The following is a 21,746-nucleotide window of genomic DNA, read 5'->3' on the forward strand; positions in this document are numbered from 1 at the left end:
CCCGCCCGTCCGCTCGCTGACGCGCCCGTCCGCTCGCTGACGCGCCCGTCCGCTCGCTGGCCCGCGCCCGCTCCACCGAATAGGCCAGTTTCACCCCATCCTGAGCCTTCGGATGGGGTGAAACTGGCCTATTCGGTGGCGCGGATGCGCGGCGCGGTGGAGCGGATGCGCGGCGCGGGCTAGAGCTCGACGCCCGCGAAGAGCTTCTGCAGGCGCTGCACGCCCTCGAGGAGCGCATCGTCGCCGAGGGCGTAGCTGAGGCGCAGGTAGCCGGATGGGCCGAACGCCTCACCTGGCACGACCGCGACCTCCGCGACGTCGAGGATGAGGTCGGCGAGGTCGAGCGAGGAGTTGATCTGGCGCCCCTCGATCTCCTTCCCGATGAGCCGCTGCACGTCGGCGTACACGTAGAAGGCGCCCTCTGGCGTCGGCACGCGGAAGCCGTTGACCTTGCTCAGCTCCTCGACCATCGTCGTGCGGCGGCGGTCGAAGGCGAGGCGCATCTGCTCGACGGGCTCGGTGGGCCCTGTGAGCGCGGCGAGTGCGGCACGCTGCGCGATGTTGTTGACGTTGCTCGTGAGGTGCGACTGCAGGTTGCCTGCCCCCTTGATGGCGTCGACGGGGCCGACCATCCATCCGACGCGCCAGCCGGTCATCGCGAACGACTTCGCAACGCCGTTGACCAGGATCGTGCGGTCGGCGACCGCGGGGGCCGCTTCGACGATGGACACTGCGCGGACGCCGTCGTACGTGAGGTTCTGGTAGATCTCGTCGGCGATGACCCAGATGCCGTGCTCGGCGGCCCACTCGCCGATGGCGCGCGTCTCGGCCTCGGAGTAGACGGCGCCGGTCGGGTTCGAAGGCGAGACGAAGAGCATCGCCTTCGTGGCGGGGGTGCGTGCGGCTTCGAGCTGGTCGACGGTGACCTTGTACTCCTGGTCCGCGCCGGCGAACACGGGAACGGTGGTGCCGCCCGCGAGCTGGATGACCTCGGGGTACGTGGTCCAGTACGGGGCGGGGAGGAGGACCTCGTCGCCTGCGCCGACCACGGTGTTGATGGCCTGGTAGACGGCCTGCTTGCCGCCGTTCGTGACGATGACCTGCGAGGCGGGGACATCCCAGCCCGAGTCGCGCTTCGTCTTCTCGGCGATGGCCTCGCGGAGTTCCGGCAGGCCAGGTGCCGGCGTGTACCGGTGGTTCTTGGGGTCGCTCACGGCGACGAGGGCGGCGTCGACCACGTGCTGCGGAGTCGGGAAGTCGGGCTCGCCCGCCGCGTAGCTGATGACGGGACGGCCGGCGGCCTTGAGGGCCTTGGCCTTCGCGTCGACCTTGAGGGTTGCGGATTCGGCGATCGCGGCGATGCGAGGGGAGAGACGTGAGTCGGAAACCATGGCCCTGAGTCTAGGTCCGGCGGCCATGCCTCGTCAGCGAGTTGCGCCCGCGTTGGACTTCCGTGTGGCACCTGTCGTATGCTTTCCTGGTTGCCGAAAGCGACATACTGAACCGCGCCTGAAACTGTTCCCTATGGAACGGCTGCAGACGGTATCAGGGTGAACGGGTGCACGCATCCGGTGTTCACGCAAAGGGCGGTGGCTCAATTGGTAGAGCAGCGGTCTCCAAAACCGCAGGTTGCAGGTTCGAGTCCTGTCCGCCCTGCATTTCGGTGCTGAACGCACCCACTACGGGGCCCACCATCGAAGGTCTCAACCATCGAAAGGGAGAGCGCGTGAGTCCAAGCAAGTCAGATGAGGCGACAGATGTCGCCGAGTCAAAGCGAGGCTCCGAGCCGAAGCGCGGCATCATCGGCCGCATCGCTCTCTTCTTCCGTCAGGTCATGGGCGAGCTCAAGAAGGTCGTCACCCCGACCCGGGCCGAGCTCTTCAAGTTCACGGGCGTCGTGCTCGTCTTCGTCATCTTCATGATGGCGCTCGTCACGGTGCTCGACCTGCTCTTCGGGTGGGGCGCTTCGTGGGTCTTCGGTCAGGGAAGCTCGTTCTTCCCGAGCGAGCCGGCCGCGACGCCGGTCCCGACGGAATAGCCGGAGCGCGCCAAGCTCTCCACCGGCTCACAGGCCTCCACCGACAACGGGCGAGCAGCCCAGCATCACAGAATCGAGATGAGGAATCGTGTCAGACCCGAACGTCGCCGACCCGAACGGTCTTTACGAGACCGCCCTGGAGCAGGACTCCGAAGTCGTAGAGGCCCAGGAGGGTGACCGCGACATCGACGCAGAATTCGACGCGGCCCACGAGATCGAAGAGTCCGACGAAGTCGTGACCGAGGAAGACCTCGACGACGGAGAAGGCGCAGACGTCGTCGACCCCGAGGTCGACGCGATCGTCAACGATGTCCTCGAGATCGACACGAGCGAGGAAGAGGCCGCCGCGGCTGCCGCGACCGAGGACGAAGAGGTCGAGGCTCTCGAGGAAGACCCGGATGTCGACCCGTACGAGACCTTCAAGCGCGAGCTGCGCCTCAAGCCGGGCAAGTGGTACGTCATCCACACCTACGCCGGCTTCGAGCGTCGCGTGAAGCAGAACCTGCACCAGCGCACCGAGTCCATGAACATGAGCGACTTCATCTACCAGGTGGAAGTCCCCATGGAAGACGTGGTCGAGATCAAGAACGGCCAGCGCAAGATGGTCACGCGCGTCCGCATCCCCGGATACGTGCTCGTCCGCCTCATGCTCAACGAGGACAGCTGGTCGGTTGTCCGTCACACCCCGGGTGTGACCGGCTTCGTGGGCAACGCCCACAACCCGACCCCGTTGCGCTTCAACGAAGCATTTGAGATGCTGAAGAGTCTGGTCGAAGTCGCTGAAGCACCCGCGAAGGCGAACGCCTCCGGTCAGGCTGGCCTCCAGAAGCGCCAGCCCATCGCAGAGATCGACTTCGAGATCGGCGAGACCATCACGATCAAGGAGGGCTCCTTCGAGGGGCTCACCGGATCGATCAGCGAGATCAAGCCCGAGAGCGGCAAGCTCACCGTGCTCGTGTCGCTCTTCGAGCGCGAGACCCCGGTCGAGCTCAGCTTCGACCAGGTCACGAAGCTCTAGATCTCGCTCCAATAGGGCTGCTGCCCTCAGAAACCACCGGAGTCCGGAACCGCCGGGCCACCGGGAGAGCGCCGCGCATCAGCGCGGAGTTCGAATCGAAAGAAGGAAAAGACATGGCACCCAAGAAGAAGGTCTCGGGTCTGATCAAGCTGCAGATCCAGGCTGGCGCCGCTAACCCGGCTCCTCCTATCGGCCCCGCGCTCGGTCAGCACGGCGTCAACATCATGGAGTTCTGCAAGGCCTACAACGCGGCTACGGAGTCGCAGCGTGGCAACGTGATCCCCGTCGAGATCACCGTGTACGAAGACCGTTCGTTCACCTTCATCCTGAAGACCCCTCCTGCTGCCGAGCTCATCAAGAAGGCTGCCGGCGTCAAGAAGGGCTCCCCGACGCCTCACACGGCCAAGGTCGGCAAGCTCACCGCCGCCCAGGTCCGCGAGATCGCCGAGCAGAAGCAGTCCGACCTGAACGCGAACGACATCGACATGGCGTCGCGCATCATCGCCGGCACGGCTCGCTCCATGGGAATCACGGTCGAGGGCTAAGGCCTTCCCGCTCCCAACACCACACGTCGCGCTTCGGGCGCGGTACTGAACATCGCGGGAGAGCCGGCCAGGCTCGCAACCGCAACTCTTGAAGGAGAACAACATGGCTAAGTCCAAGGCATACCGTGCCGCGGCAGAGAAGATCGGCGAGGACAAGTTCTACGGTCTCGCCGAGGCCGTCGAGCTCGCACGCGAGACCGGCTCGTCCAAGTTCAACAGCACCGTCGAGGTCGCTCTTCGCCTGGGTGTAGACCCGCGCAAGGCTGACCAGATGGTCCGCGGCACCGTCAGCCTGCCAAACGGCACCGGCAAGACGGCCAAGGTCATCGTCTTCGCGACGGGTGACAAGGCAGAGGCAGCTATCGCTGCTGGTGCTGACGAGGTCGGCGGCGACGAGCTCATCGCTCGCGTTGCAGACGGCTGGACCGACTTCGACTCCGCGGTCGCCACCCCTGACCTCATGGGCAAGGTCGGACGCCTCGGTAAGGTCCTCGGACCCCGTGGCCTCATGCCGAACCCGAAGACCGGAACGGTCACGACCGACCCGGCCAAGGCTGTTACCGAGATCAAGGGCGGAAAGATCGAGTTCCGCGTCGACAAGCACTCCAACGTGCACTTCATCGTCGGCAAGTCGGCGTTCACGTCGGAGCAGCTCGGCGAGAACCTCCGCGCAGCTCTCGACGAGGTCGTCCGCCTCAAGCCGTCGAGCTCGAAGGGCCGCTACATCCAGAAGGCCGTCGTCTCGACGACCTTCGGCCCCGGCATCCCGCTGGACGTCAACGCGATCTAGTCTGCCGCGAGCTGCACAGCTCAGGTGGATGCCCCGCATCCGCCACACGAGAACGGCCCAGTCTTCGGACTGGGCCGTTCTTGCGTTCCCGTGGAGGAGGCTACGCGCGTTCGAGCGCTGCGAGCTGGCGTCGCGCGGCGCTCAGGATCGCCTGCACGGTTGCCGTCAGCACCGACCGGTGTCGGCCGGCGACCCAGTGTGCGCCTGACGAGTCGTTGTACTCCAGGAGCGTGAGGGCGTCGCTGCTGTTGCCGGCGCCGAGCGATGTCTGATGGAGTGCGCGTATGTCGACGGAGATGCCCGCGCCGGCGAGGAGCTGGGTGACGGCCTCTGCGGGGCCGAGCTCCTCGAAGATGCCGCTGTGTTCGACGCCGTCGACGCTCACGCGGATGCGCGTGCGTGGGATGTCTTCACGGGTTTCGACGCTGAAGTCGAGCAATTCCAGGCCCGAGGTGTCGACGCGGAGGTAGCTGCGCTCGAAGAGCTCGAGCAGCTGTGCCGCCTCGATCTCCAGGCCGCTGGTATCGGTGTGCTCCTGGACGCGTCTGGCGAAGTCGATCTGCAGGCGCCGGGGGAGTTCGATGCCGTAGTCGGCCTCGAGCAGGTAGGAGATGCCGCCCTTGCCTGACTGCGAGTTGACTCTGATGACGGCGTCGTAGCTGCGCCCGATGTCGGCGGGGTCGATCGGCAGGTAGGGCACGCGCCACTCGGTTTCGCGTTCCGGCCGCATGTCGAGCGCAGCTCGGGAACGATGCTCGGCGAGCCCCTTCTTGATGGCGTCCTGGTGCGTCCCGCTGAAGGCGGTGTGGACGAGGTCTCCTGCGTACGGGTGTCTCGGGTGGATCTCGAGGCGGTTGCTGTACTCCACGGTTCGGCGGATCTCGTCGATGTCCGAGAAGTCGATCATCGGGTCGATGCCCTGCGCGTGGAGGTTCAACGCGAGGACTGCGATGTCGACGTTGCCGGTGCGCTCGCCGTTGCCGAAGATGCAGCCTTCCACTCGCTGCGCACCTGCGAGCACTGCGAGCTCGGCGCAGGCGATTCCCGTCCCTCGGTCATTGTGGGGGTGCACGGAGAGGATCACCGAGTCGCGCCTCGCGAGGTGCTTGTGCATGAACTCGATCTGATCCGCGTAGACGTTCGGGGTCGCGACCTCCACCGTGGCGGGAAGGTTCAGGATGACCGGCCGATCCGGGGTTGCCGTCCAGAGCTCTGTGATGGCGTCGCAGATGTCGATCACGTAGTCCGGTTCGGTGAGATTGAACACCTCTGGCGAGAATTCGAATCGGACGTTCGGCAGGTGGCCGGTGAGCTCGAGGACATCTCGTCCCCCGGCGAGGATCAGTTCTTTCAGCTGCTGCTTGCTCTTCCCGAGGACAACGTCGCGCCAGGCCGGCGCCGTCGCCGTGTAGAGGTGGATGACGACGGGGTTCCTGATGCCCTGGATCGAGTCCACCGTGCGCTGGATGAGATCGCGACGTGCTGGAGTGAACACCACGATCGTGACGTCTTCCGGAGCGATGTCGGTTGTCGCGATGCGACGCACGAAGTCGTAGTCCGTCTGCGAGGCGGAGGGGTAGCCGACTTCGATCTCCTTGTAGCCCATGCGGATCATGAGTTCGAAGAAGACGCGCTTGCGGTCTGGGTCCATCGGTTCCGACAGCGCCTGATTGCCGTCGCGGAGATCGACCGGCACCCAGAGCGGTGCTGCCGTGAGTCGGCGTGAGGGCCAGTCGCGTTCCGTCAGGGGCACCTCGACCCGCGAGTGCACGTCGCGGTATCGGTGCGATGGCATCTGAGAGTGGCGCTGGCGGTTCCAGCGCGGTGCGTTGCTGGGGATCGGGCCGGCCGGGGGAGAGATCCGGGATGTGCTGCTGTGCATGGTCGTGTCCTTGACTGTCGTGCGATCGTGACGACCGGCGCGCGTCTCAGCTCCACGGCGGGGGGACCGGTCAGGCGAGGTCCCGCCGTGGCAGAGAAGCGTGAGCGGAGTGCGCGGCATGCGAGAGAAGCTACCACAACTCCTCAGACAAGTAGACGAGTTGTGGCAGTGCGAGATAATGGGGGCATGAGTACCCTCCACCGTGAACCGCTCGCCGCGCAGGCGGCCAAGCTGCTCCTCGAGCGCATTCGGGCAGGCGAGTGGGAGCTTGGCGAGAAGCTCCCGGGGGAGACGACGCTTGCACCCCAACTCGGCGTCGGACGTTCGACGATTCGCGAGGCCATCCGCCAGCTCGCCGGGAGCGGCGTGCTCGCCACCAGGCAGGGCGCAGGCGTCTTCGTGATTGCGCTGGACACCCCGGAGGCCCTGGACGCTGTGCTGCTGCGTGCAGATATCCAGACGGTGATCGAAGCGCGCATCGCGGTCGAGGTCGAGGCCTCCTCGCTCGCCGCGGAACGCCGCACGAGCGAGGAGCTGCTCGCGATGAGGCGGGCCGCCGAGGCTCGCGGCGCGCAACGTTCGAGCATCGAGGCGCACGTGGATGCGGACACCGCGCTGCACCGCAGCATCGTCGTCGCTGCGCACAACGAGATCCTCTCGGAGCTCTTCGAGGGCTTCGCGCCCCGCAGCAGGCAGGCCATGATCGGGATGCTGCGCCTTCGCAGCGAGTTCGGCAGCGACGCCGACCACCTCGTCCACACCCGCATCCTCGACGCGATCGCTGCGCAGGACGCACCAGCGGCGGCCGCGCTCACACGCGCCCACCTGCTGGAGCTCGCGGAGAGCGTGGCCTGACGGCGGCCGGTGCCCGCTGGCCTACGCGTCGATGTCGAGGATGACCTTGCCGCGCACGTGGCCCCCTGCGATGAGCTCCTGTGCGGCGCCCGCCTCGGCGAGGGGGAAGACGCGGTCGACGTGGGTCTGCAGGGCGCCCTGTTCGAAGAGCTGCGTGATGGTCTGCAGGATGCGGCCCTCCGGCGAGAGCTTGAAGGTCGACGCGACGATGCCGCGGTTCTCGGCGGCGGCCTCCTCGAAGAGCTCCGGGTAGCTGCCAGTCGGCACGTTGATGAGCGTCCCGCCGTCGCGCAGCACCCGCAGCGAGCGGGTCCCCGTCTGGTCCTTCACGTTGCCGATGAGGTCGATGACGACGTCGACCGGCTCGGCGATGGTGTCCTCGAAGCGCTCTGAACGGTAGTCGATGATCTGATCTGCGCCGAGCTCGCGCAGCCAGTCGTGATTGCGCTCGGACGCCGTGGTGATGACGTGGGCGCCGTAGTACTTCGCAAGCTGCACGGCGAAGTGGCCGACGCCGCCCGCGCCGGCATGGATGAGGACCCGCTGTCCGGTGTAGACGCCCCCGGCCTCCACCACTGCGGCCCAGGCGGTGAGCACTGCGAGTGGAACGCCGCCGGCCTCGATGAACGACAGGTTCTCGGGCTTCTTCGCGAGGCTCATGAACGGGACGGAGACGTACTCGGCGTACGCGCCGGAGTAGCGCGGGAAGAGGAGCATCCCATAGACCTCATCGCCGGGCTGGAATGGCGCGAGCTCGTAGGGGGCGCGGACGACGACCCCGGAGAACTCGCCGCCGAGGGTCGAGGGGAAGCTCGAGATCGCCTTCGCAGCGCCGGCACCTGAACGGGTCTTGCCGTCGATGGGGTTGACGCCCGCCGCCTTGACGCGCACGAGCGTGTCCGAGTTGAGCGTGAGCGGGACAGGCGTCTCGCCGAGCTGCATCATCTCGGGCCCGCCGATGCCCGTGAGCAGGGCGGCGCGCATCGTGTCGGAGGTGGGCTGAAGGTCGGAGGCGTCAGTCATACGCGCCATTCTCTCCCGGAAAGGGAGACTCTCCCGGGAAGGGGGCGCTCCCGTGGGGCTGGCTACGCGTAGGTCTCGGCGTCGTAGAACGACTGCGTGTAGTCGCTGCTGCTGTGCGTGTTGCCATATCCCTGGAACGGCGCGGCGTTGCCCGTGGAGTACTGCGCGAACTCACCGCGGTACTTCTCGACGTCTTTGAGGACCTCGTTGGCGAGCGTCACGAGTTTCGCGATCTCGGCCTCGTCGCGGTCGATCCACACGAACTTCGGCTCGCGGTCGACGACTATGAAGTCCTGGTGCCGTTCCCAGACCATGAGGGTCCGCTCGGCGCCGAGCACATACTGCTGCCACCAGACCTGCCGCATGTACGAGCGGGGGATGCGCTTCCAGACCTTGTTGGTGGTCTTGATCTCGGCGAGGAGGATGCGTCCTTCCTCGTCGCAGTGCAGCCCGTCGGGGGTCGCGAGGTGGCTCTTCGACGCCTCGGCGTGGAAGAGGAGGCCGCTCGCGGGAATGCCGTGGCGCTCCATGACCCACCTGGCGATCTCCGGCTCGCGCTGCCGGCCGAAGTCGGTGTACGCGTTGCCGTTGAAGGAGGTGCCCATGACCTTGTCCTTGACGACCTGCTTGACCGAGGAGGGGGTCGCGAGTCGTGCCGCGTCTGTCGCGGTGACGCCGTCGGAGCGGGCTTTGAGCCAGGCCGCGCGGTCGTTGGAGTCGGCGAGTACTCGAAGGAGGTGGGCGCTCATCGCCTCGACCTCGCGAGTTGCCGGGAGTTCGATGGCGGCGGTCTCGGCGGAGGCCGGGACGTGGGCACGCCAGACGCCCACCTCGCTTGCCGAGAGCGGTGCTGCTGCGGACGCTGGCCGGGTCTCTGAGGTGTAGAAGCGCGGCAGCGGCTCGGCGTGGAGCTCCGTGAGTCCACCGCTCGTGCTCCGCTGCTCCTGCCGGACCGGCGCGGGCGGCGCCGCGTAGTCGACGAGCGCAGCGGGGCCGTAGAGCTCGCGGTCTCGCCGCCGCGATTTCGGCGCCGTCTTGGGTTCGGTCTTGGGTTCGCCGAACCAGGACGTCTCGTCGACGTCGTGGCTCGGGCGGAACATGACCATCTTTGTATTCTTTCGCACACCACCGACAGATTCGGTACCAAGCGCCGTTGCCGCCAAAGTTCCCGGCGCGTCGCCCCCGTCGGCCACGCACGTCAGTCGAGGTCGCGCCGCCGCGGCACGTCAGCGCGGGGCTGCCTCGACTGCCATGATCGCCGTCGCGAGCGCCCGCGCGCCGTGGTCCGCGTCCGCGTCCTCGACGTATTCCTCGGGCGAGTGCGAGATGCCGCTCGGGTTGCGGATGAAGAGCATGGCGGTGGGCAGGTGCGCCGCGAGCACTCCGGCATCGTGGCCGGCTCCAGTGTCGAGCACCGGCGCATCGGGGAGTGCGCGCTGCAGCGTGTCGCGGAGGTTCGCGTCGAACGACACGGTCGGCGAGAGCGACTCCTCGACGAGCGCGGCGTCGCAGCCCTGCTGGGCCGCCACCTCGATTGCCCGAGCGCGGATGCGCTCGACGAGTGCAGCGGTCACGTCGTCGTCCGGGTGGCGCACGTCGAGCCACGCGTCGACCCGGGACGCGATGACGTTGGTCCCGCCTGGGACCGGCTCGAGCCGACCCACGGTTGCGCGGGCGCCCGGCACGGTGCGGGCGATCTCCTCGATGCCGACGATTAGCCGGGCTGCGGCGACCATGGGGTCGCGCCGGTCGGCCATGAGCGTTGTTCCGGCGTGGTTGCCCTGGCCCGTGAAGCTCACTCGCCAGCGGCCGTGGCCGAGGATCGATGAGCCGATCGCGACGGGGCCGGCGAGGTCGATGAGGCCGCGGCCCTGCTCGACGTGCAGTTCGATGAAGGCGCTGAACTGCGCGACTCTCGAGGGGTCTGGGCCCAGATGCCTGGGGTCGAAGCCGGCCGCGGCCGACGCCTCCGCGAAGGTCGTGCCGTCCGCATCCCGCAGCGACCGGGCCCGGTCTGGGTCGATGGCGCCCGTGAGGAGCCTCGAGCCGAGGCAGGCCACGCCGAAGCGAGAGCCCTCCTCCTCCGGGAACACCGCGATGGCGATGGCGACGCTGGGCTGGCGGCCCTCGCTGCGGAGGAGGTCGACGGCGGCGAGGGCCGCCGTCACCCCGAGGGGGCCGTCGAACGCGCCGCCCCCTGGAACCGAGTCCAGGTGGCTGCCCGTGATGAGGGCGCCCGAGCGATTGCCGTCAGGGCGGTCCCACCAGGCCCAGATGATGCCGTTGGCGTCGATCTCGATGTCGAGGCCGCGGGCAGAGGCTGCAGCAAGGAACCACTCGCGGAGCTCGAGCTCGGGATGCGAGTACACGGGCCTGCTGTAGCCGCCCCGCGTCCGATCTCGCCCGAGGTGCTCGATCTCGCGCATGAGCGCCGACACGGAGCTCGGGTGAGCGGCGTTCGGCGTGGTCGTGTTCGTGGTCGTGCTCATGCTGCGGCTCCTGTCGTCGCGGCGATGCGGAATTCATCGGGAACGGTGCCCGCTCCGGTGAGCAGGTCGGCGGCGAGCTCTCCGAGCAGCGGAGCGAACTTCCCGCCGTGGCCAGAGCAGGCCGAAAGTACCACGAGGTTGTCGACCCGGTCGATCACGAAGTCCTCGCTCGGTGTCGTCGTGAAGAGGCAGGTCGTCTCGGCGAACGGCTCCGGGCGCACGCCGGGGAGGAACTTCTCGGCGTACGCGATGAGCGCGCGGCGGTTGTCCGCATCCACGATGCCGTCCTGCGTGAGCGCGGAGTCGATGATCTTGCCGCCGTTGAACTGCGCGACCTTCTGGCCTCGCCAGTCGGCGTCGCGTCCACCCGGCAGTCCGTAGGTCTGCAGCTGACGCGACTTGCTGATGAAGGTCGGCCAGGGGGCGGCATCAGGGCCAGTGTCCGCATCATCCAGATAGGGGAAGTGGTACGCCTGCTCCTGGCGCACTTCGAGCTTCGGGAACTGGTCGAGGAACGCGGTCGGCAGCGACAGCTCTCCGAGGAGCGCGGGGAGCCAGCCGCCGGCGGCGACGACGATGCTGTCCGCGTCGACCGTCGCCCCGTCGGCCGAATGCACGCGGTAGCCGCTGCCGGCGCGTTCGACGCGGGCGACGGGCCACGAGGTGCGCAGCTCGAGCATCCCGGTTGCGGATGCGGCGGCCAGGAGCGCGTCGACGGTCCCGCCAGCGTCGAGAACCCCGGCCCCCGGATGCCAGAGCACGTCGGTCTCGAACCGGAACTGCGGCCAGCGCTGCCTGGCTGCTTCGGCGCTGAGGAGCTCGTGTTCGACGCCTGCGATCTCCAGCACGGCCGCGAGGCCCGAGGGGTCGCGGATGTCCCCGTGGTCGAGTGCGCCGGTCGGGCGGATGAGCTGCGTGCCGCTGACACGCTGCAACTCGTCCCAGCCAGCCTTCGACCGCACGACGAGATCGGTGTAGGTCTGCTCGGGGTACGCATACCGGAAGATGCGAGCGGAGCCGTGGGAGCTGCCGTGCTCGTTCGCCGGGGTCGTCCGCTCGAGCACGGTCACGTGGTGTCCGCGTTGGGCGAGATGCCAGGCGGCTGCTGCGCCGGCGAGTCCCGCGCCGATGACGATCGTGTCGGTCATATCCGCTCCCTGCGAGGTTGCTCGAATGGTGCTCGACCTCCAGTAGGCCACCGCGGTTCGTGCGTGTCCAATATAATTTGCAGAGCATTTGATATGCCTCACGAATGGAAGCCATGGAACTGCGCCAGCTCAGGTACTTCGTCGCCGTCGCCGACGAGCTGCACTTCGGTCGTGCTGCGGCACTCCTCCACATGACGCAGCCCCCGTTGACCGTCGCCGTCCGCAAGCTCGAGGACGAGCTCGGCGTGACGTTGTTCGAGCGGACGACGCGGAGCGTCTCCCTCACCGCTGCTGGCCGGATGTTCCGACAGCGAGTCGGATCGGTCCTCGACGATCTGGACGGGGCCGTCTCGGACCTCGGGGACGTGGCAGCAGGGAAGGCCGGAAGGCTCCGGATCGGCTTCGTGAGCTCGGCGAGCTACAGCGTGCTGCCCAGGGGGCTGCAGGCGTTCCAGCTGCTCAGGCCGCGCATCCAGCTCGAGCCGCAGTCCCTCACGAGCGCCGAGCAGGTGACGCTCCTGCTCGAAGGCGAGCTCGACGTCGGGATACTCCGTGACCCACTCGCCGTTCCCGGCCTCCGCGCCACCCTGCTCGAGGGAGAGGACCTGGTGGCCGTGCTCTCGGCGGGTGACCCGCTCGCCGCCGAGGCGGTCGTAGCCCCCGGGAGCTTCCACGAGAAGGCGGTGGTGCTCTTCCCGTTCGAGCTCATGCCCGGTTTCGTCTCGGCCGTCATGTCCTGGCTCGGGGGAGTCCAGGCCGTGCCGCGCATCGTGCAGAGCGTCGTGCATCAGGAGACGGTCCTCGGCCTGGTCGCAGCGGGCGTCGGCGCGTCGATCCTGCCGGCGTCGGTGGCCCGATTCCATATGCCGGGGGTGGTGGTGCGCCCGCTGCTCGGCTCGCCCCGCACCGAGCTGTATGCCGTCGAAGGGCAGCGTTCTCACCCGAGCGCCAGCCTCCTCATCGAGAGTCTCCGCGACTCGGATTGACGATCGCCGCGCGAGCATGTACGCTTTCGGAAGCCCAAGACCGCAGGTCTTCGTTGTGCGTGAGAACGCACACGAACGAAGGTTCGCAAGAACGTCCCGCGCAGGTGAACGAAGCAGATCTGCTCTGCGCGCAAGCGCATCCTCTCAGCTCCGGTCCACCTGCGACCGGAGCTTTTTTGTGTGTTGTGCATCGAAGATGCGCCTGCGGTGCGTGAATGACAAACGTCATGCACGTGCAAGAGAGAGAGGAGTGCCATGGCGACCAAGGAAGCAACTGTTGCCGAGCTTCAGGACTTGTTCCAGAACTCGACCGCCGTCCTGCTGACTGAGTACCGCGGTCTCACTGTTGCGCAGCTCAAGACGCTGCGTCGCTCGATCAGTGAGCACGCAAGCTACGCCGTGGTGAAGAACACGCTGACGAAGATTGCGGCGAACAACGCCGGAATCACCGCGTTCGACGACGAGCTGGCCGGCCCGAGCGCAATCGCGTTTGTGCACGGCGACCCCGTCGCAGTCGCGAAGAGTCTTCGTACCTTCGCCAAGGACAACCCTCAGCTTGTCCTGAAGGGTGGTTTCTTCGACGGAAACCCCCTCAGTGCAGAAGAGGTCAACAAGCTCGCCGACCTCGAGTCCCGCGAAGTTCTGCTCGGCAAGCTTGCCGGCGCCTTCAAGGCCTCGCTGTTCGGTGCCGCATACCTGTTCACCGCGCCTGCAGCCAAGGCTGTTCGCACGGTCGAGGCATTGCGCGAAAAGCAGGAGTCCGCGAACTAGTCCTACGGGATCTCGCGGCTAGAACAACACACAAGGAGAAAAAACATGGCAAAGCTCACGACTGAAGAGCTCATCGCAGCATTCAAGGAGCTCACGCTCATCGAGCTCAGCGAGTTCGTCAAGGCGTTCGAGGAGACCTTCGAGGTCACCGCTGCTGCTCCCGTTGCAGTTGCAGGCGTTGCTGCTGCAGCTGCTGACGCACCCGAAGAGGAGGAGAAGACGGAGTTCGACGTCATCCTCGAGGGCGCTGGCGACAAGAAGATCCAGGTCATCAAGGAGGTGCGCGCACTCACGAGCCTCGGCCTCGGTGAGGCGAAGGCACTCGTCGACGGTGCTCCGAAGGCCGTTCTTGAGGGCGTCAACAAGGAAGCTGCTGACAAGGCAAAGGACGCCCTCGAGGCTGCCGGCGCTTCGGTGACCGTCAAGTAGTCATCCCGCAGCGGTTCTGCGCGGTGTGTTCCGACACGCCGAAGGAACTTTTTTCACGAGGCATCGCATCCATTTCCTGGATGCGGTGCCTCGTTCCTGTTTGCGAGAAAACCCCTGTTGAAGGTGCGATTCTTGAGGTCAGTGTGACCAATGTGACTGGTGTGTTGACGAGAATCAGCAACTTTCCGCGTGTCGCTTGACCCGATTTCGGCCTCGACGCACAATAATCCGCCGTGTTAGCGTCCCCTCATGCTTTCCGACACCTTCAAGAGCGCTCGCGCTCGCACCACGGCCCTCGTCATCGCCTTCGGCGTCGTCGCCGGTGGAGTCGCAGTCACGGCCGCGCCCTCGTTCGCCGCGAACGGCGACCAGGTCGATGCGAGTGTCGACGGCGACACGAGCACGGCTTCCGCTTCTGTCTCTGAGGAATCCGTCGCCGCAGACGCCTCCGGAGTCACGGTCACCGGCTCTGGGTTCACGCCGGGCAACCTCGTCTACGTGCGGGTCGTCGGACCTGAGGGTCAGACCAACTGGTCGTGGGGCACCGCGTCGCACGAGGTCGACGCCTCCGGCGCCGTCAGCGCCGAGCTGACGAGCGACGAGGCCTGGGCCGAGGGTGACTACTCAGTCGTGCTCTACGAGTCCGAGGGTGTCCAGGCGTCGACGGCCTTCGCTGCGGTCGCGCCTGCAGCTACGGAGACCCCTGCTCCGACCGAGACGGCAACTCCTGAGCCGACCGAGACCGAGACGGCAACTCCCGAGCCCACGGAGACCGAGACGGCAACTCCTGAGCCGACCGAGACGGAGACAGAGACGCCTGAGCCGACGCTCACCGAGGAGCCCACGCTTGAGCCGACGGAGACCGCCAGTTTCGCCCCGACTGCGACTGCGACTGAGACGGCGACGCCCTCTCCGACCGAGACCGAAGCCCCCGTTGCGGCTCCCGCAGTGGCGACCGAGCAGGCCAGCTACACGCAGGAAGAGGCCGCAGAGGGCATCACCTATGTCGCAACCGGCTTCACGCCCGGCGTCGAGCTTGGCCTCACGCTCCTGCTTCCGGATGGCACCTCGGCTGAGTTCGAATCGGCCGAGCCGATCACGCCGGACGCTGACGGCAACTACGCCGGCATCATCACGTACGACGCAGCCTGGGCTGTTGGCGACTACGGCATCACGCTCACGACCATCAGCCCCGCGGCTGGCGAGGAGACCGGTGCTCCTGCCGCAGACTCCGCCCGCGCGGTGCCGCTCATCGTCCAGGATGAGTCCGAGCTGACGGCGACCACGGAGTCCCCAGCGGCTGTCGAACTCGAGCAGGATGCGGTCGCGGCTGCCGAAGAGCAGACTGCCGCGGCGTCCTTCGCCGTCACGGGCGAGACTCCCGCAACCGGCGGTACGTCGCCGAGCTCGACCTCGGCCCCGGCCGGGAACGGCGGCAACGGCGCTGGCAACGGTGGAAACGCCGACACCAAGGGCAAGGCGCAGAGCAAGTCGCTCGCGACCACTGGTGCGGAAGACGCCTTCGGTGCGGCTGGCATCGGCCTGCTTGTCCTCGGCCTCGGTGCTGCGGCAGTCACCGGCGCGCGCTTCCTGAGTCGCCGACGCGAGAGCTGAGAACAGCGCAAGTTGTCATGAGCGGGGCTGGGGCCGAGAGGCTTCAGTCCCGCTTTTTTTGTGTCGCCGTTGATGTCCATGCTTTTTCACGAAGTTGGTGAGAAGTCCCCGATTTGGAAACCGGTCCAAGGTATGGTCTATAAAGAGCCTTTGATCAGGACTTTTAATCTCGGGTCTTGAACCGAATCAATCTCGATTTCGCTAAGTTCCGCCGTGACCTTCTGGACATAGCCTGTGAGTCAGGCCAAGATTTGGTTATGGCTTCCTCATTCTTCTCTCCGTCGCGCAAGCGCGCGTCCGCGTTCGCGATCGCCTTCGGCGTGTTCGCCGGCGGCGCCGTGCTGACTGCCGCCCCTGCGTTCGCAGCAACGACCACCCCTCCCGTCGAGACCACGACTCCCGCGGAGACGTCCGCCGCATCCGAGGCGACGGGGCAGGCAACGAAGTCGAGCTTCACGCCCGACGAGAACGTCACGTACACCCTCACGGGGTTCGCTCCTGACGTTGCTCTCTCCACGATTACGCTCACGCTGCCCGACGGCTCGACCGTCCCGGTCGAGCCGAGCGGCGACTCTGCCTGGGACGTCGATGGCGACGGCAACTACAGCGGCGAGCTCATCTCGACCCTGGGCTTCGCCGTGGGTGACTACGGTGTCGAGATCACGCAGGACTACACCGACGCATCCGGGCCCGCGCAGAACGTCGTGACGTTCGACTTTACCGTGGCCGAGGAGTCGAGCCCAGAGCCGACCGAGACCGCGACGCCGACCGAGACCGCGACGCCGACCGAGACGGCAACGCCCACTGAGACGGCAACGCCCACGGCTACGCCGACGGCGACCAGCACGCCGACCGCGACGCCGACCCCCACGGTCGAGGCTCCGCTCGCCTACGCGAACGCAGACAGCTTCCTCCCCACGGACGACATCACGTACACGGCGCAGAACTTCACGCCGGGTCTCGCGCTCGACCTCACGGTCACCTCCCCGGACGGCTCCTCGGTTCAGGTCGACCCGACCGACGACTCGGTCGTCGGTGAAGACGGCAGCTACCCGGGCGTCCTCATCAACCAGTCGGGCACCCCGCTGCCCGTCGGTGAGTACACCGTGACGCTCTCGCAGTCGAGCGGTCTCTCGGCGACGTTCACGTTCCTCATCGCCGAGGCGACGCCGGGCACCACGACCGCGCCGACCACGGCACCCACGGTCACGACCGTCCCCGTGGGCAACGGTGGAGGCACCAACACCGGGCACAAGTCGCCTGAGCTCGCCACGACGGGCGCGGAAGACGTGTTCGGCGCAGCCGGCATCGGTCTCCTCGCGCTCGCCACGGGCGCTGGCGTGCTCGTCGCTCGTCGCCTCGCGACCAAGAAGGCCTAGTAGCTCACCGAGCTCTTCGTGAAGAGGGCGTCACCTTCGGGTGGCGCCCTCTTCGCGTTCCCGCACAAGCGCCTGCGCGTCCGCACGCCGTGCCTGCAGCATGACGAAAGCCCCGACCTGGAATCCCTGGTCGGGGCTTTCGTTCACATGGCGGAGGATAGGGGATTCGAACCCCTGAGGGCTTTCACCCAACACGCTTTCCAAGCGTGCGCCATAGGCCACTAGGCGAATCCTCCACGGGAGCGCCAGGCGCTCACCTCGAAAGAGCATAGCGGGTCTGGCGACCGTTCGTGAACGCGAGCGCCAAATCGGCCCGCGGCGAGCCCGCGAGGCGCGCCCTGGCTACAGCTTCTTGACTGCCTCGCCCACCTCGTCGTCGCCCGACACGACCTCGAACTGCTTGTGGATGCCCACGCGGCGAACCAGCAGGGCCGCGATCACCGCCGCCACGTCTGCACGAGGAATGCTGCCGCGCTCGACCTGCTCGCCCACCTTGACGTGGCCAGTCGGCTCGTCGTCGGTGAGACCGCCGGGGCGCACGATCGTCCAGTCGAGCTTCGCGCTGCGGGCACGGATGTCGGCGTCGGCCTCGCTCTTCGCCCGCAGGTACACCTGGTAGACGTCGTCAGAGTCGCGGTCGAACGTATCCGTGCCGATGGCGGAGACGACGACGAACCTGCGCACGTTCGCGATCTCGGCAGCATCCGCCGAGAGGATCGCGCCGTCGCGGTCGAGCGTGAGCTTGCGCTCCGCGGAGCTGCCAGGGCCAGCGCCTGCGGCGAAGACGACTGCATCCACATGGCCGAGCTGCTTGGCGAGGTCGGTCGCCGTGCTCTGCTCGAGGTCGGCGACGACCGGATCAGCGCCGAGCTCCTTGAGGGAATCCACGTAGTCCGGGTTGCGGATGACGCTCGTGACGCGGTGACCGCGCTCGATGAGCTGGGTTGTCAGGAGGCGTGCGATCTGACCATTTCCACCGATGACTGCAATTCTCATGCCTGCAGTCAAGCTGGTCAGCCTGAGTTCACGGCCAGCGTTCGCGGCGGGCGATCTGCGAGCGGCCGCGTCGACCGGTGCTCGAGGGGCCGAGGATGCCGGAGCTGCGGGGGGAGAGTCCCGGGAAGAGAAAAGACCCCCCGCGCACCCGCCAGAGCCCGGTTACCCTTGCTGCGTTTCCGCCCTGGGGGAGTTGGCCTGGATGGCGCCACGCGAGGAGCCGTCGACCATCATAGCGCGACGGGAGCGAGACGCGAATCCGGGGCGGTTCGAATTGGCAGGATCACGACAGCCCGCTGAGTCGGCACCCGACTACCATTGCCTGACGTGGGGACAAGCATCTACATCACGTCATCAGAGGGTCACTCCGGCAAGTCAGCTATCGCGCTCGGCGTGGTGAGTGCCCTGAGCCGGTCGATCGGCCGGGTCGGCGTGTTCCGGCCCATCGTGCAGAGCGCTGAGGCGCGAGACGACATCCTCGAGCTCCTGCTCTCGCAGCTCGACCCGCAGAACCGCGGCTTCGAGTACGAGTCGGGCTTCGGCGTCACCTACGACGACGTGCACGCCGACCCCGACGAGGCGCTGTCCCGCATCGTCACCCGCTACCGGGCCCTCGAGCGGCGCTGCGACACCGTGGTCATCGTCGGCAGCGACTTCACCGACATCGGCAACCCGGCCGAATTGGGCTTCAACGCTCGCGTCGCCGCGAACCTCGGCGCGCCGGTCCTGCTCGTCCTGACCGGCCTCGACGCCGACAAGGGCCAGCCGCGCACGCCAGAGCAGCTGGCGCAGGCCCTCGAGGTCACCCTCCCCGAGCTCGACGCGGCGCACGCGACTCTGCTCGCCATCGCCATCAACCGCGCCGACGAGCACGCGACGGAAGAGGTGCGTGCCGCCGTCGCAGAGCGCGCGCTCCGCGAGCTCGGCCACAAGGTGCCCGTGTGGGCGATCCCCGAGACGCCGCTCCTCATGGCTCCATCCCTGTCGCAGCTCCTGGATGCGGTCGGCGGCGAGCTCGTCTACGGCGACCGCGAGCTCCTCGGTCGCGAGGTCCTCGGCATCGTGCTCGCGGGCATGTCCATGCAGAACGTCCTCGAGCGCCTCAAGGAGGGTGCCGTCGTCGTCATCGCGGCCGACCGCACCGAGGTGCTCCTCGCCGTGCTCCTCGCGCAGCGAGCCGAGACCTTCCCGTCGCTCACGGGCATCGTCGTCAACGGCCCCTTCGAGTTCCCTCCGGCGATCGAGCGCCTCATCAACGGCCTCAACGTCGAGGTGCCGATCATCCGCACCAACTTCGGCACCTACGACACAGCCCAGCGCATCATGCAGACGCGCGGACGCCTCGCCGCCGCGGGCATCTCGCGCCGCAAGATCGACCTAGCGCTCGCCAAGTTCGAGCAGCACATCCCGGCCATCGAGGTCGTCGCGCTCCTCAACGTCAAGCCGTCGCTCGTCGTGACGCCCCTCATGTTCGAGAACACACTCCTCGACCGGGCTCGCTCCGACCGCAAGCACATCGTCCTGCCCGAGGGGAGCGACGACCGCATCCTCGTGGCAGCGGGCTCGCTGCTGGCGCGCGAGGTCGCCGAGATCACGATCCTCGGCGAGGAGTCCGAGGTGCGTGGCCGTGCATCCGCCCTCGGCGTCGACATCTCGGCCGCTCACGTGCTGAGCACGAGCAACCCCGACTATGTCGCCCGCTTCGCGGAGGAGTACGCGCGGCTCCGGGCGCACAAGGGCGTCACGATCGAGGCCGCGACCGAGCGCGTGCGCGACGTCAGCTACTTCGGCACGCTCATGGTGCACCTCGGCCTCGCCGACGGAATGGTCTCAGGGGCCGCGCACACCACGGCTCACACCATCCGCCCCGGCTTCGAGATCGTCAAGACCAAGCCGGGCGTTTCCGTCGTCTCGAGCGTCTTCCTCATGGCCCTTGCCGACCGCGTCCTCGTCTACGGCGACTGCGCCGTCAACCCCGACCCGACGGCAGAGCAGCTCGCAGACATCGCCATCTCCTCCGCCGAGACGGCCACCCAGTTCGACATCGCCGTGCGCGTCGCGATGCTCTCCTACTCGACCGGCGAGTCGGGGTCCGGCGCCGACGTCGACAAGGTCCGCACCGCAACCGGCATCGTGCGCGAGCGCATGCCGGAGCTGCCCGTCGAAGGGCCGATCCAGTACGACGCGGCGACGGATGCGGCGGTCGCGAGCAAGAAGATGCCAGGCAGCCAGGTAGCCGGCCGCGCCACGGTGTTCATCTTCCCCGACCTCAACACTGGCAACAACACGTACAAGGCGGTGCAGCGCTCCGCCGGAGCTGTCGCGATCGGGCCGATCCTGCAGGGCCTGAACAAGCCCATCAACGACCTCTCCAGAGGCGCGCTCGTCTCCGACATCATCAACACCGTCGCCATCACGGCGATCCAGGCGCAGCGCTCCTAGGAGCATCCGCCTCACGTCCCGCCCGCCCCTCGCGGGTCTCGAGAAAGGGTGCTCATGAGCATCGTCCTGGTCGTCAACTCCGGCTCGTCGTCCTTCAAGTACCAGCTGATCGACATGGACCGCGAGGAGACGCTCGCGTCCGGCCTCGTGGAGCGCATCGGCGAGAGCGTCGCCAGCGTCACGCACAAGACCGGGGGAGAGACCTTCGCGCGCGAGGCGGACATCCCCAACCACACGCGCGGGTTCGAGGCCATGCTGGAGGGCTTCGAGGAGCACGGCCCGAGCCTCGCCGAGTTCCCGCCGGTCGTCGTGGGGCACCGCGTCGTGCACGGTGGGCGCCGCTTCTTCGACGCGGCCGTCATCGACGGCAAGGTGCTGCAGGACATCGAGGACCTCATCCCGCTCGCACCGCTGCACAACCCCGCCAACCTCGAGGGCATCGTCGGCGCGCGCGACGTCTTCGCGGAGACGCCGCACGTCGCGGTCTTCGACACGGCCTTCCACACGACGATGAGCGAGGCCTCGTCGCTGTACGCACTGGACGCGGCCGTCGCCAAGGAGCACCGGGTGCGCAAGTACGGCGCGCACGGCACGAGCCACAAGTTCGTCTCCGAGGAGACCGCAGGCTTCCTCGGGCGTGACCTTGCGGAGCTCAAGACGATCGTGCTGCACATCGGCAACGGCGCCAGCATGTGCGCCGTCGACGGCGGCCGTTCCGTCGAGACGAGCATGGGAATGACCCCACTCGAGGGCCTGGTCATGGGCACCCGCACCGGCGACCTCGACCCGGCCGTGCTCGTGCACCTGTCTCGTCGCGGCGGCTACACGATCGACCAGCTCGACGACCTCCTGAACCGCAAGTCCGGGCTGCTCGGGCTCACGGGGTCCGGCGACATGCGCGATGTCCGGCAGAAGGCGAACGCGGGCGACGAGCGCGCTCAGCTCGGCCTCGCCGTCTACGCGCACCGCATCCGCCACTACCTGGGCGCCTACATGCTGCTGCTCGGGGGAGCCGACGCGATCGTCTTCACCGCCGGCATCGGCGAGAACGACGCCCAGCTGCGCGCCGACGTGCTCGAGAGCCTCGAATGGCTCGGCGTGAAGCTCTCGCCCGAGCGCAACGAGTCGTCGTCGCGGGATGCTCGCCGCATCTCAGCGGACGACTCGCGCATCGAGGTGCTGGTCGTGCCGACGAACGAGGAGCTCGAGATCGCGCGGCAGAGCCTGGCCGCGATCGCCTGACCTGAGCTGAGCTGAGCTGAGCTGGCGGGGCGCGGCCTGACCCGACGCGGCGCGGCTCGGTTCGGCCCGGCGGGGGGAGTCTGAACCGGACTTGCCCGG

At 67.4% G+C, this 21,746-nt stretch carries 19 protein-coding genes, 2 tRNA genes and 1 other RNA gene; 13 read left to right on the forward strand and 9 right to left on the reverse strand.

Translation table 11 applies throughout. From position 1 onward, the window contains the following. Positions 1-179: 179 nt before the first annotated feature. Positions 180-1,391 carry a pyridoxal phosphate-dependent aminotransferase gene (locus C5E10_RS03350; RefSeq protein ID WP_104243248.1) on the reverse strand — a complete coding sequence of 404 codons (1,212 nt, stop codon included), beginning with the start codon at positions 1,389-1,391 and terminating at the stop codon, positions 180-182. A 192-nt stretch (positions 1,392-1,583) separates the two neighbouring features. On the opposite strand from C5E10_RS03350, the gene C5E10_RS03355 reads away from it, so the two are divergent. The 5 genes from C5E10_RS03355 to rplA all read left to right on the forward strand — a co-directional run bounded on the left by C5E10_RS03355 (position 1,584) and on the right by rplA (position 4,391). After that, positions 1,584-1,656 (forward strand) — tRNA-Trp (locus C5E10_RS03355). Between the two features lie 70 nt (positions 1,657-1,726). Further along, entirely contained in the window at positions 1,727-2,038 is a 312-nt protein-coding gene (gene secE / locus C5E10_RS03360) for a preprotein translocase subunit SecE (protein WP_104243246.1), read from the forward strand. 88 nt (positions 2,039-2,126) lie between these two features. Continuing rightward, a complete protein-coding gene (gene nusG, locus C5E10_RS03365) occupies positions 2,127-3,056 on the forward strand; it encodes a transcription termination/antitermination protein NusG (RefSeq protein WP_104243244.1) in 930 nt (309 codons plus the stop codon). 113 nt (positions 3,057-3,169) lie between these two features. Further along, positions 3,170-3,601, forward strand: a complete 432-nt coding sequence (gene rplK, locus C5E10_RS03370) for a 50S ribosomal protein L11 (protein WP_104243242.1) — start codon at positions 3,170-3,172, stop codon at positions 3,599-3,601. Between the two features lie 103 nt (positions 3,602-3,704). Further along, positions 3,705-4,391, forward strand: coding sequence for a 50S ribosomal protein L1 (gene rplA, locus C5E10_RS03375; protein WP_068482355.1), 687 nt, complete (start codon positions 3,705-3,707; stop codon positions 4,389-4,391). A 100-nt stretch (positions 4,392-4,491) separates the two neighbouring features. Here the strand turns inward: rplA and C5E10_RS03380 are convergent, their stop codons facing one another. Continuing rightward, entirely contained in the window at positions 4,492-6,273 is a 1,782-nt protein-coding gene (locus C5E10_RS03380; RefSeq protein ID WP_104330449.1) for a 2-isopropylmalate synthase, read from the reverse strand. A gap of 186 nt (positions 6,274-6,459) precedes the next feature. Here C5E10_RS03380 and C5E10_RS03385 point away from each other — a divergent pair, with 186 nt between their 5' ends. Next, complete coding sequence (locus C5E10_RS03385) at positions 6,460-7,128, forward strand: FadR/GntR family transcriptional regulator (RefSeq protein ID WP_104330450.1); 669 nt, start codon at positions 6,460-6,462, stop codon at positions 7,126-7,128. Between the two features lie 21 nt (positions 7,129-7,149). Here the strand turns inward: C5E10_RS03385 and C5E10_RS03390 are convergent, their stop codons facing one another. The 4 genes from C5E10_RS03390 to C5E10_RS03405 all read right to left on the reverse strand — a co-directional run bounded on the left by C5E10_RS03390 (position 7,150) and on the right by C5E10_RS03405 (position 11,788). After that, complete coding sequence (locus C5E10_RS03390; RefSeq protein WP_258070985.1) at positions 7,150-8,151, reverse strand: NADP-dependent oxidoreductase; 1,002 nt, start codon at positions 8,149-8,151, stop codon at positions 7,150-7,152. Positions 8,152-8,213: 62 nt separating this feature from the next. Next, entirely contained in the window at positions 8,214-9,257 is a 1,044-nt protein-coding gene (locus tag C5E10_RS03395) for a YqaJ viral recombinase family protein (RefSeq protein ID WP_258070986.1), read from the reverse strand. Between the two features lie 120 nt (positions 9,258-9,377). Next, the gene (locus C5E10_RS03400) at positions 9,378-10,640 is read right to left on the reverse strand and encodes an allantoate amidohydrolase (protein WP_104330451.1); all 1,263 of its coding nucleotides are present in this window, start codon (positions 10,638-10,640) and stop codon (positions 9,378-9,380) included. Beyond that, positions 10,637-11,788: an FAD-dependent oxidoreductase gene (locus C5E10_RS03405; protein WP_104330452.1), complete on the reverse strand. Its 1,152-nt coding sequence runs from the start codon at positions 11,786-11,788 to the stop codon at positions 10,637-10,639. Before C5E10_RS03405 ends, C5E10_RS03400 begins: the two co-directional genes overlap by 4 nt. A gap of 113 nt (positions 11,789-11,901) precedes the next feature. On the opposite strand from C5E10_RS03405, the gene C5E10_RS03410 reads away from it, so the two are divergent. The 5 genes from C5E10_RS03410 to C5E10_RS19030 all read left to right on the forward strand — a co-directional run bounded on the left by C5E10_RS03410 (position 11,902) and on the right by C5E10_RS19030 (position 16,967). Next, positions 11,902-12,774 (forward strand): LysR substrate-binding domain-containing protein, encoded by an 873-nt coding sequence (locus C5E10_RS03410; protein ID WP_181062619.1) that lies wholly within the window; start codon positions 11,902-11,904, stop codon positions 12,772-12,774. A gap of 255 nt (positions 12,775-13,029) precedes the next feature. Beyond that, on the forward strand, positions 13,030-13,545 hold the full coding sequence (gene rplJ / locus C5E10_RS03415) for a 50S ribosomal protein L10 (RefSeq protein ID WP_104243230.1): 516 nt from the start codon (positions 13,030-13,032) through the stop codon (positions 13,543-13,545). A 45-nt stretch (positions 13,546-13,590) separates the two neighbouring features. Further along, on the forward strand, positions 13,591-13,974 hold the full coding sequence (gene rplL, locus C5E10_RS03420) for a 50S ribosomal protein L7/L12 (RefSeq protein WP_104243228.1): 384 nt from the start codon (positions 13,591-13,593) through the stop codon (positions 13,972-13,974). A gap of 249 nt (positions 13,975-14,223) precedes the next feature. Continuing rightward, positions 14,224-15,588 carry a hypothetical protein gene (locus tag C5E10_RS03425; protein ID WP_104330454.1) on the forward strand — a complete coding sequence of 455 codons (1,365 nt, stop codon included), beginning with the start codon at positions 14,224-14,226 and terminating at the stop codon, positions 15,586-15,588. 257 nt (positions 15,589-15,845) lie between these two features. Next, complete coding sequence (locus tag C5E10_RS19030) at positions 15,846-16,967, forward strand: hypothetical protein (protein ID WP_181062620.1); 1,122 nt, start codon at positions 15,846-15,848, stop codon at positions 16,965-16,967. A gap of 148 nt (positions 16,968-17,115) precedes the next feature. Here C5E10_RS19030 and C5E10_RS03445 read toward each other — a convergent pair. From C5E10_RS03445 to ffs, 3 genes are all read right to left on the reverse strand, one after another. Beyond that, positions 17,116-17,203 (reverse strand) — tRNA-Ser (locus C5E10_RS03445). A gap of 106 nt (positions 17,204-17,309) precedes the next feature. Next, complete coding sequence (locus C5E10_RS03450) at positions 17,310-17,963, reverse strand: SDR family oxidoreductase (protein WP_104330457.1); 654 nt, start codon at positions 17,961-17,963, stop codon at positions 17,310-17,312. 128 nt (positions 17,964-18,091) lie between these two features. Further along, positions 18,092-18,188, reverse strand: an RNA gene (ffs, locus tag C5E10_RS03455) — signal recognition particle sRNA small type. A 102-nt stretch (positions 18,189-18,290) separates the two neighbouring features. On the opposite strand from ffs, the gene pta reads away from it, so the two are divergent. Both pta and C5E10_RS03465 read left to right on the forward strand, forming a co-directional pair. Further along, positions 18,291-20,405 carry a phosphate acetyltransferase gene (pta, locus tag C5E10_RS03460; RefSeq protein WP_104330458.1) on the forward strand — a complete coding sequence of 705 codons (2,115 nt, stop codon included), beginning with the start codon at positions 18,291-18,293 and terminating at the stop codon, positions 20,403-20,405. 54 nt (positions 20,406-20,459) lie between these two features. Beyond that, positions 20,460-21,647 carry an acetate/propionate family kinase gene (locus tag C5E10_RS03465; RefSeq protein ID WP_104330516.1) on the forward strand — a complete coding sequence of 396 codons (1,188 nt, stop codon included), beginning with the start codon at positions 20,460-20,462 and terminating at the stop codon, positions 21,645-21,647. The last annotated feature ends 99 nt before the right edge of the window (positions 21,648-21,746 follow it).

Source organism: Pseudoclavibacter sp. RFBG4 (genome assembly GCF_002931515.1).
Lineage (GTDB): Bacteria > Actinomycetota > Actinomycetes > Actinomycetales > Microbacteriaceae > Pseudoclavibacter.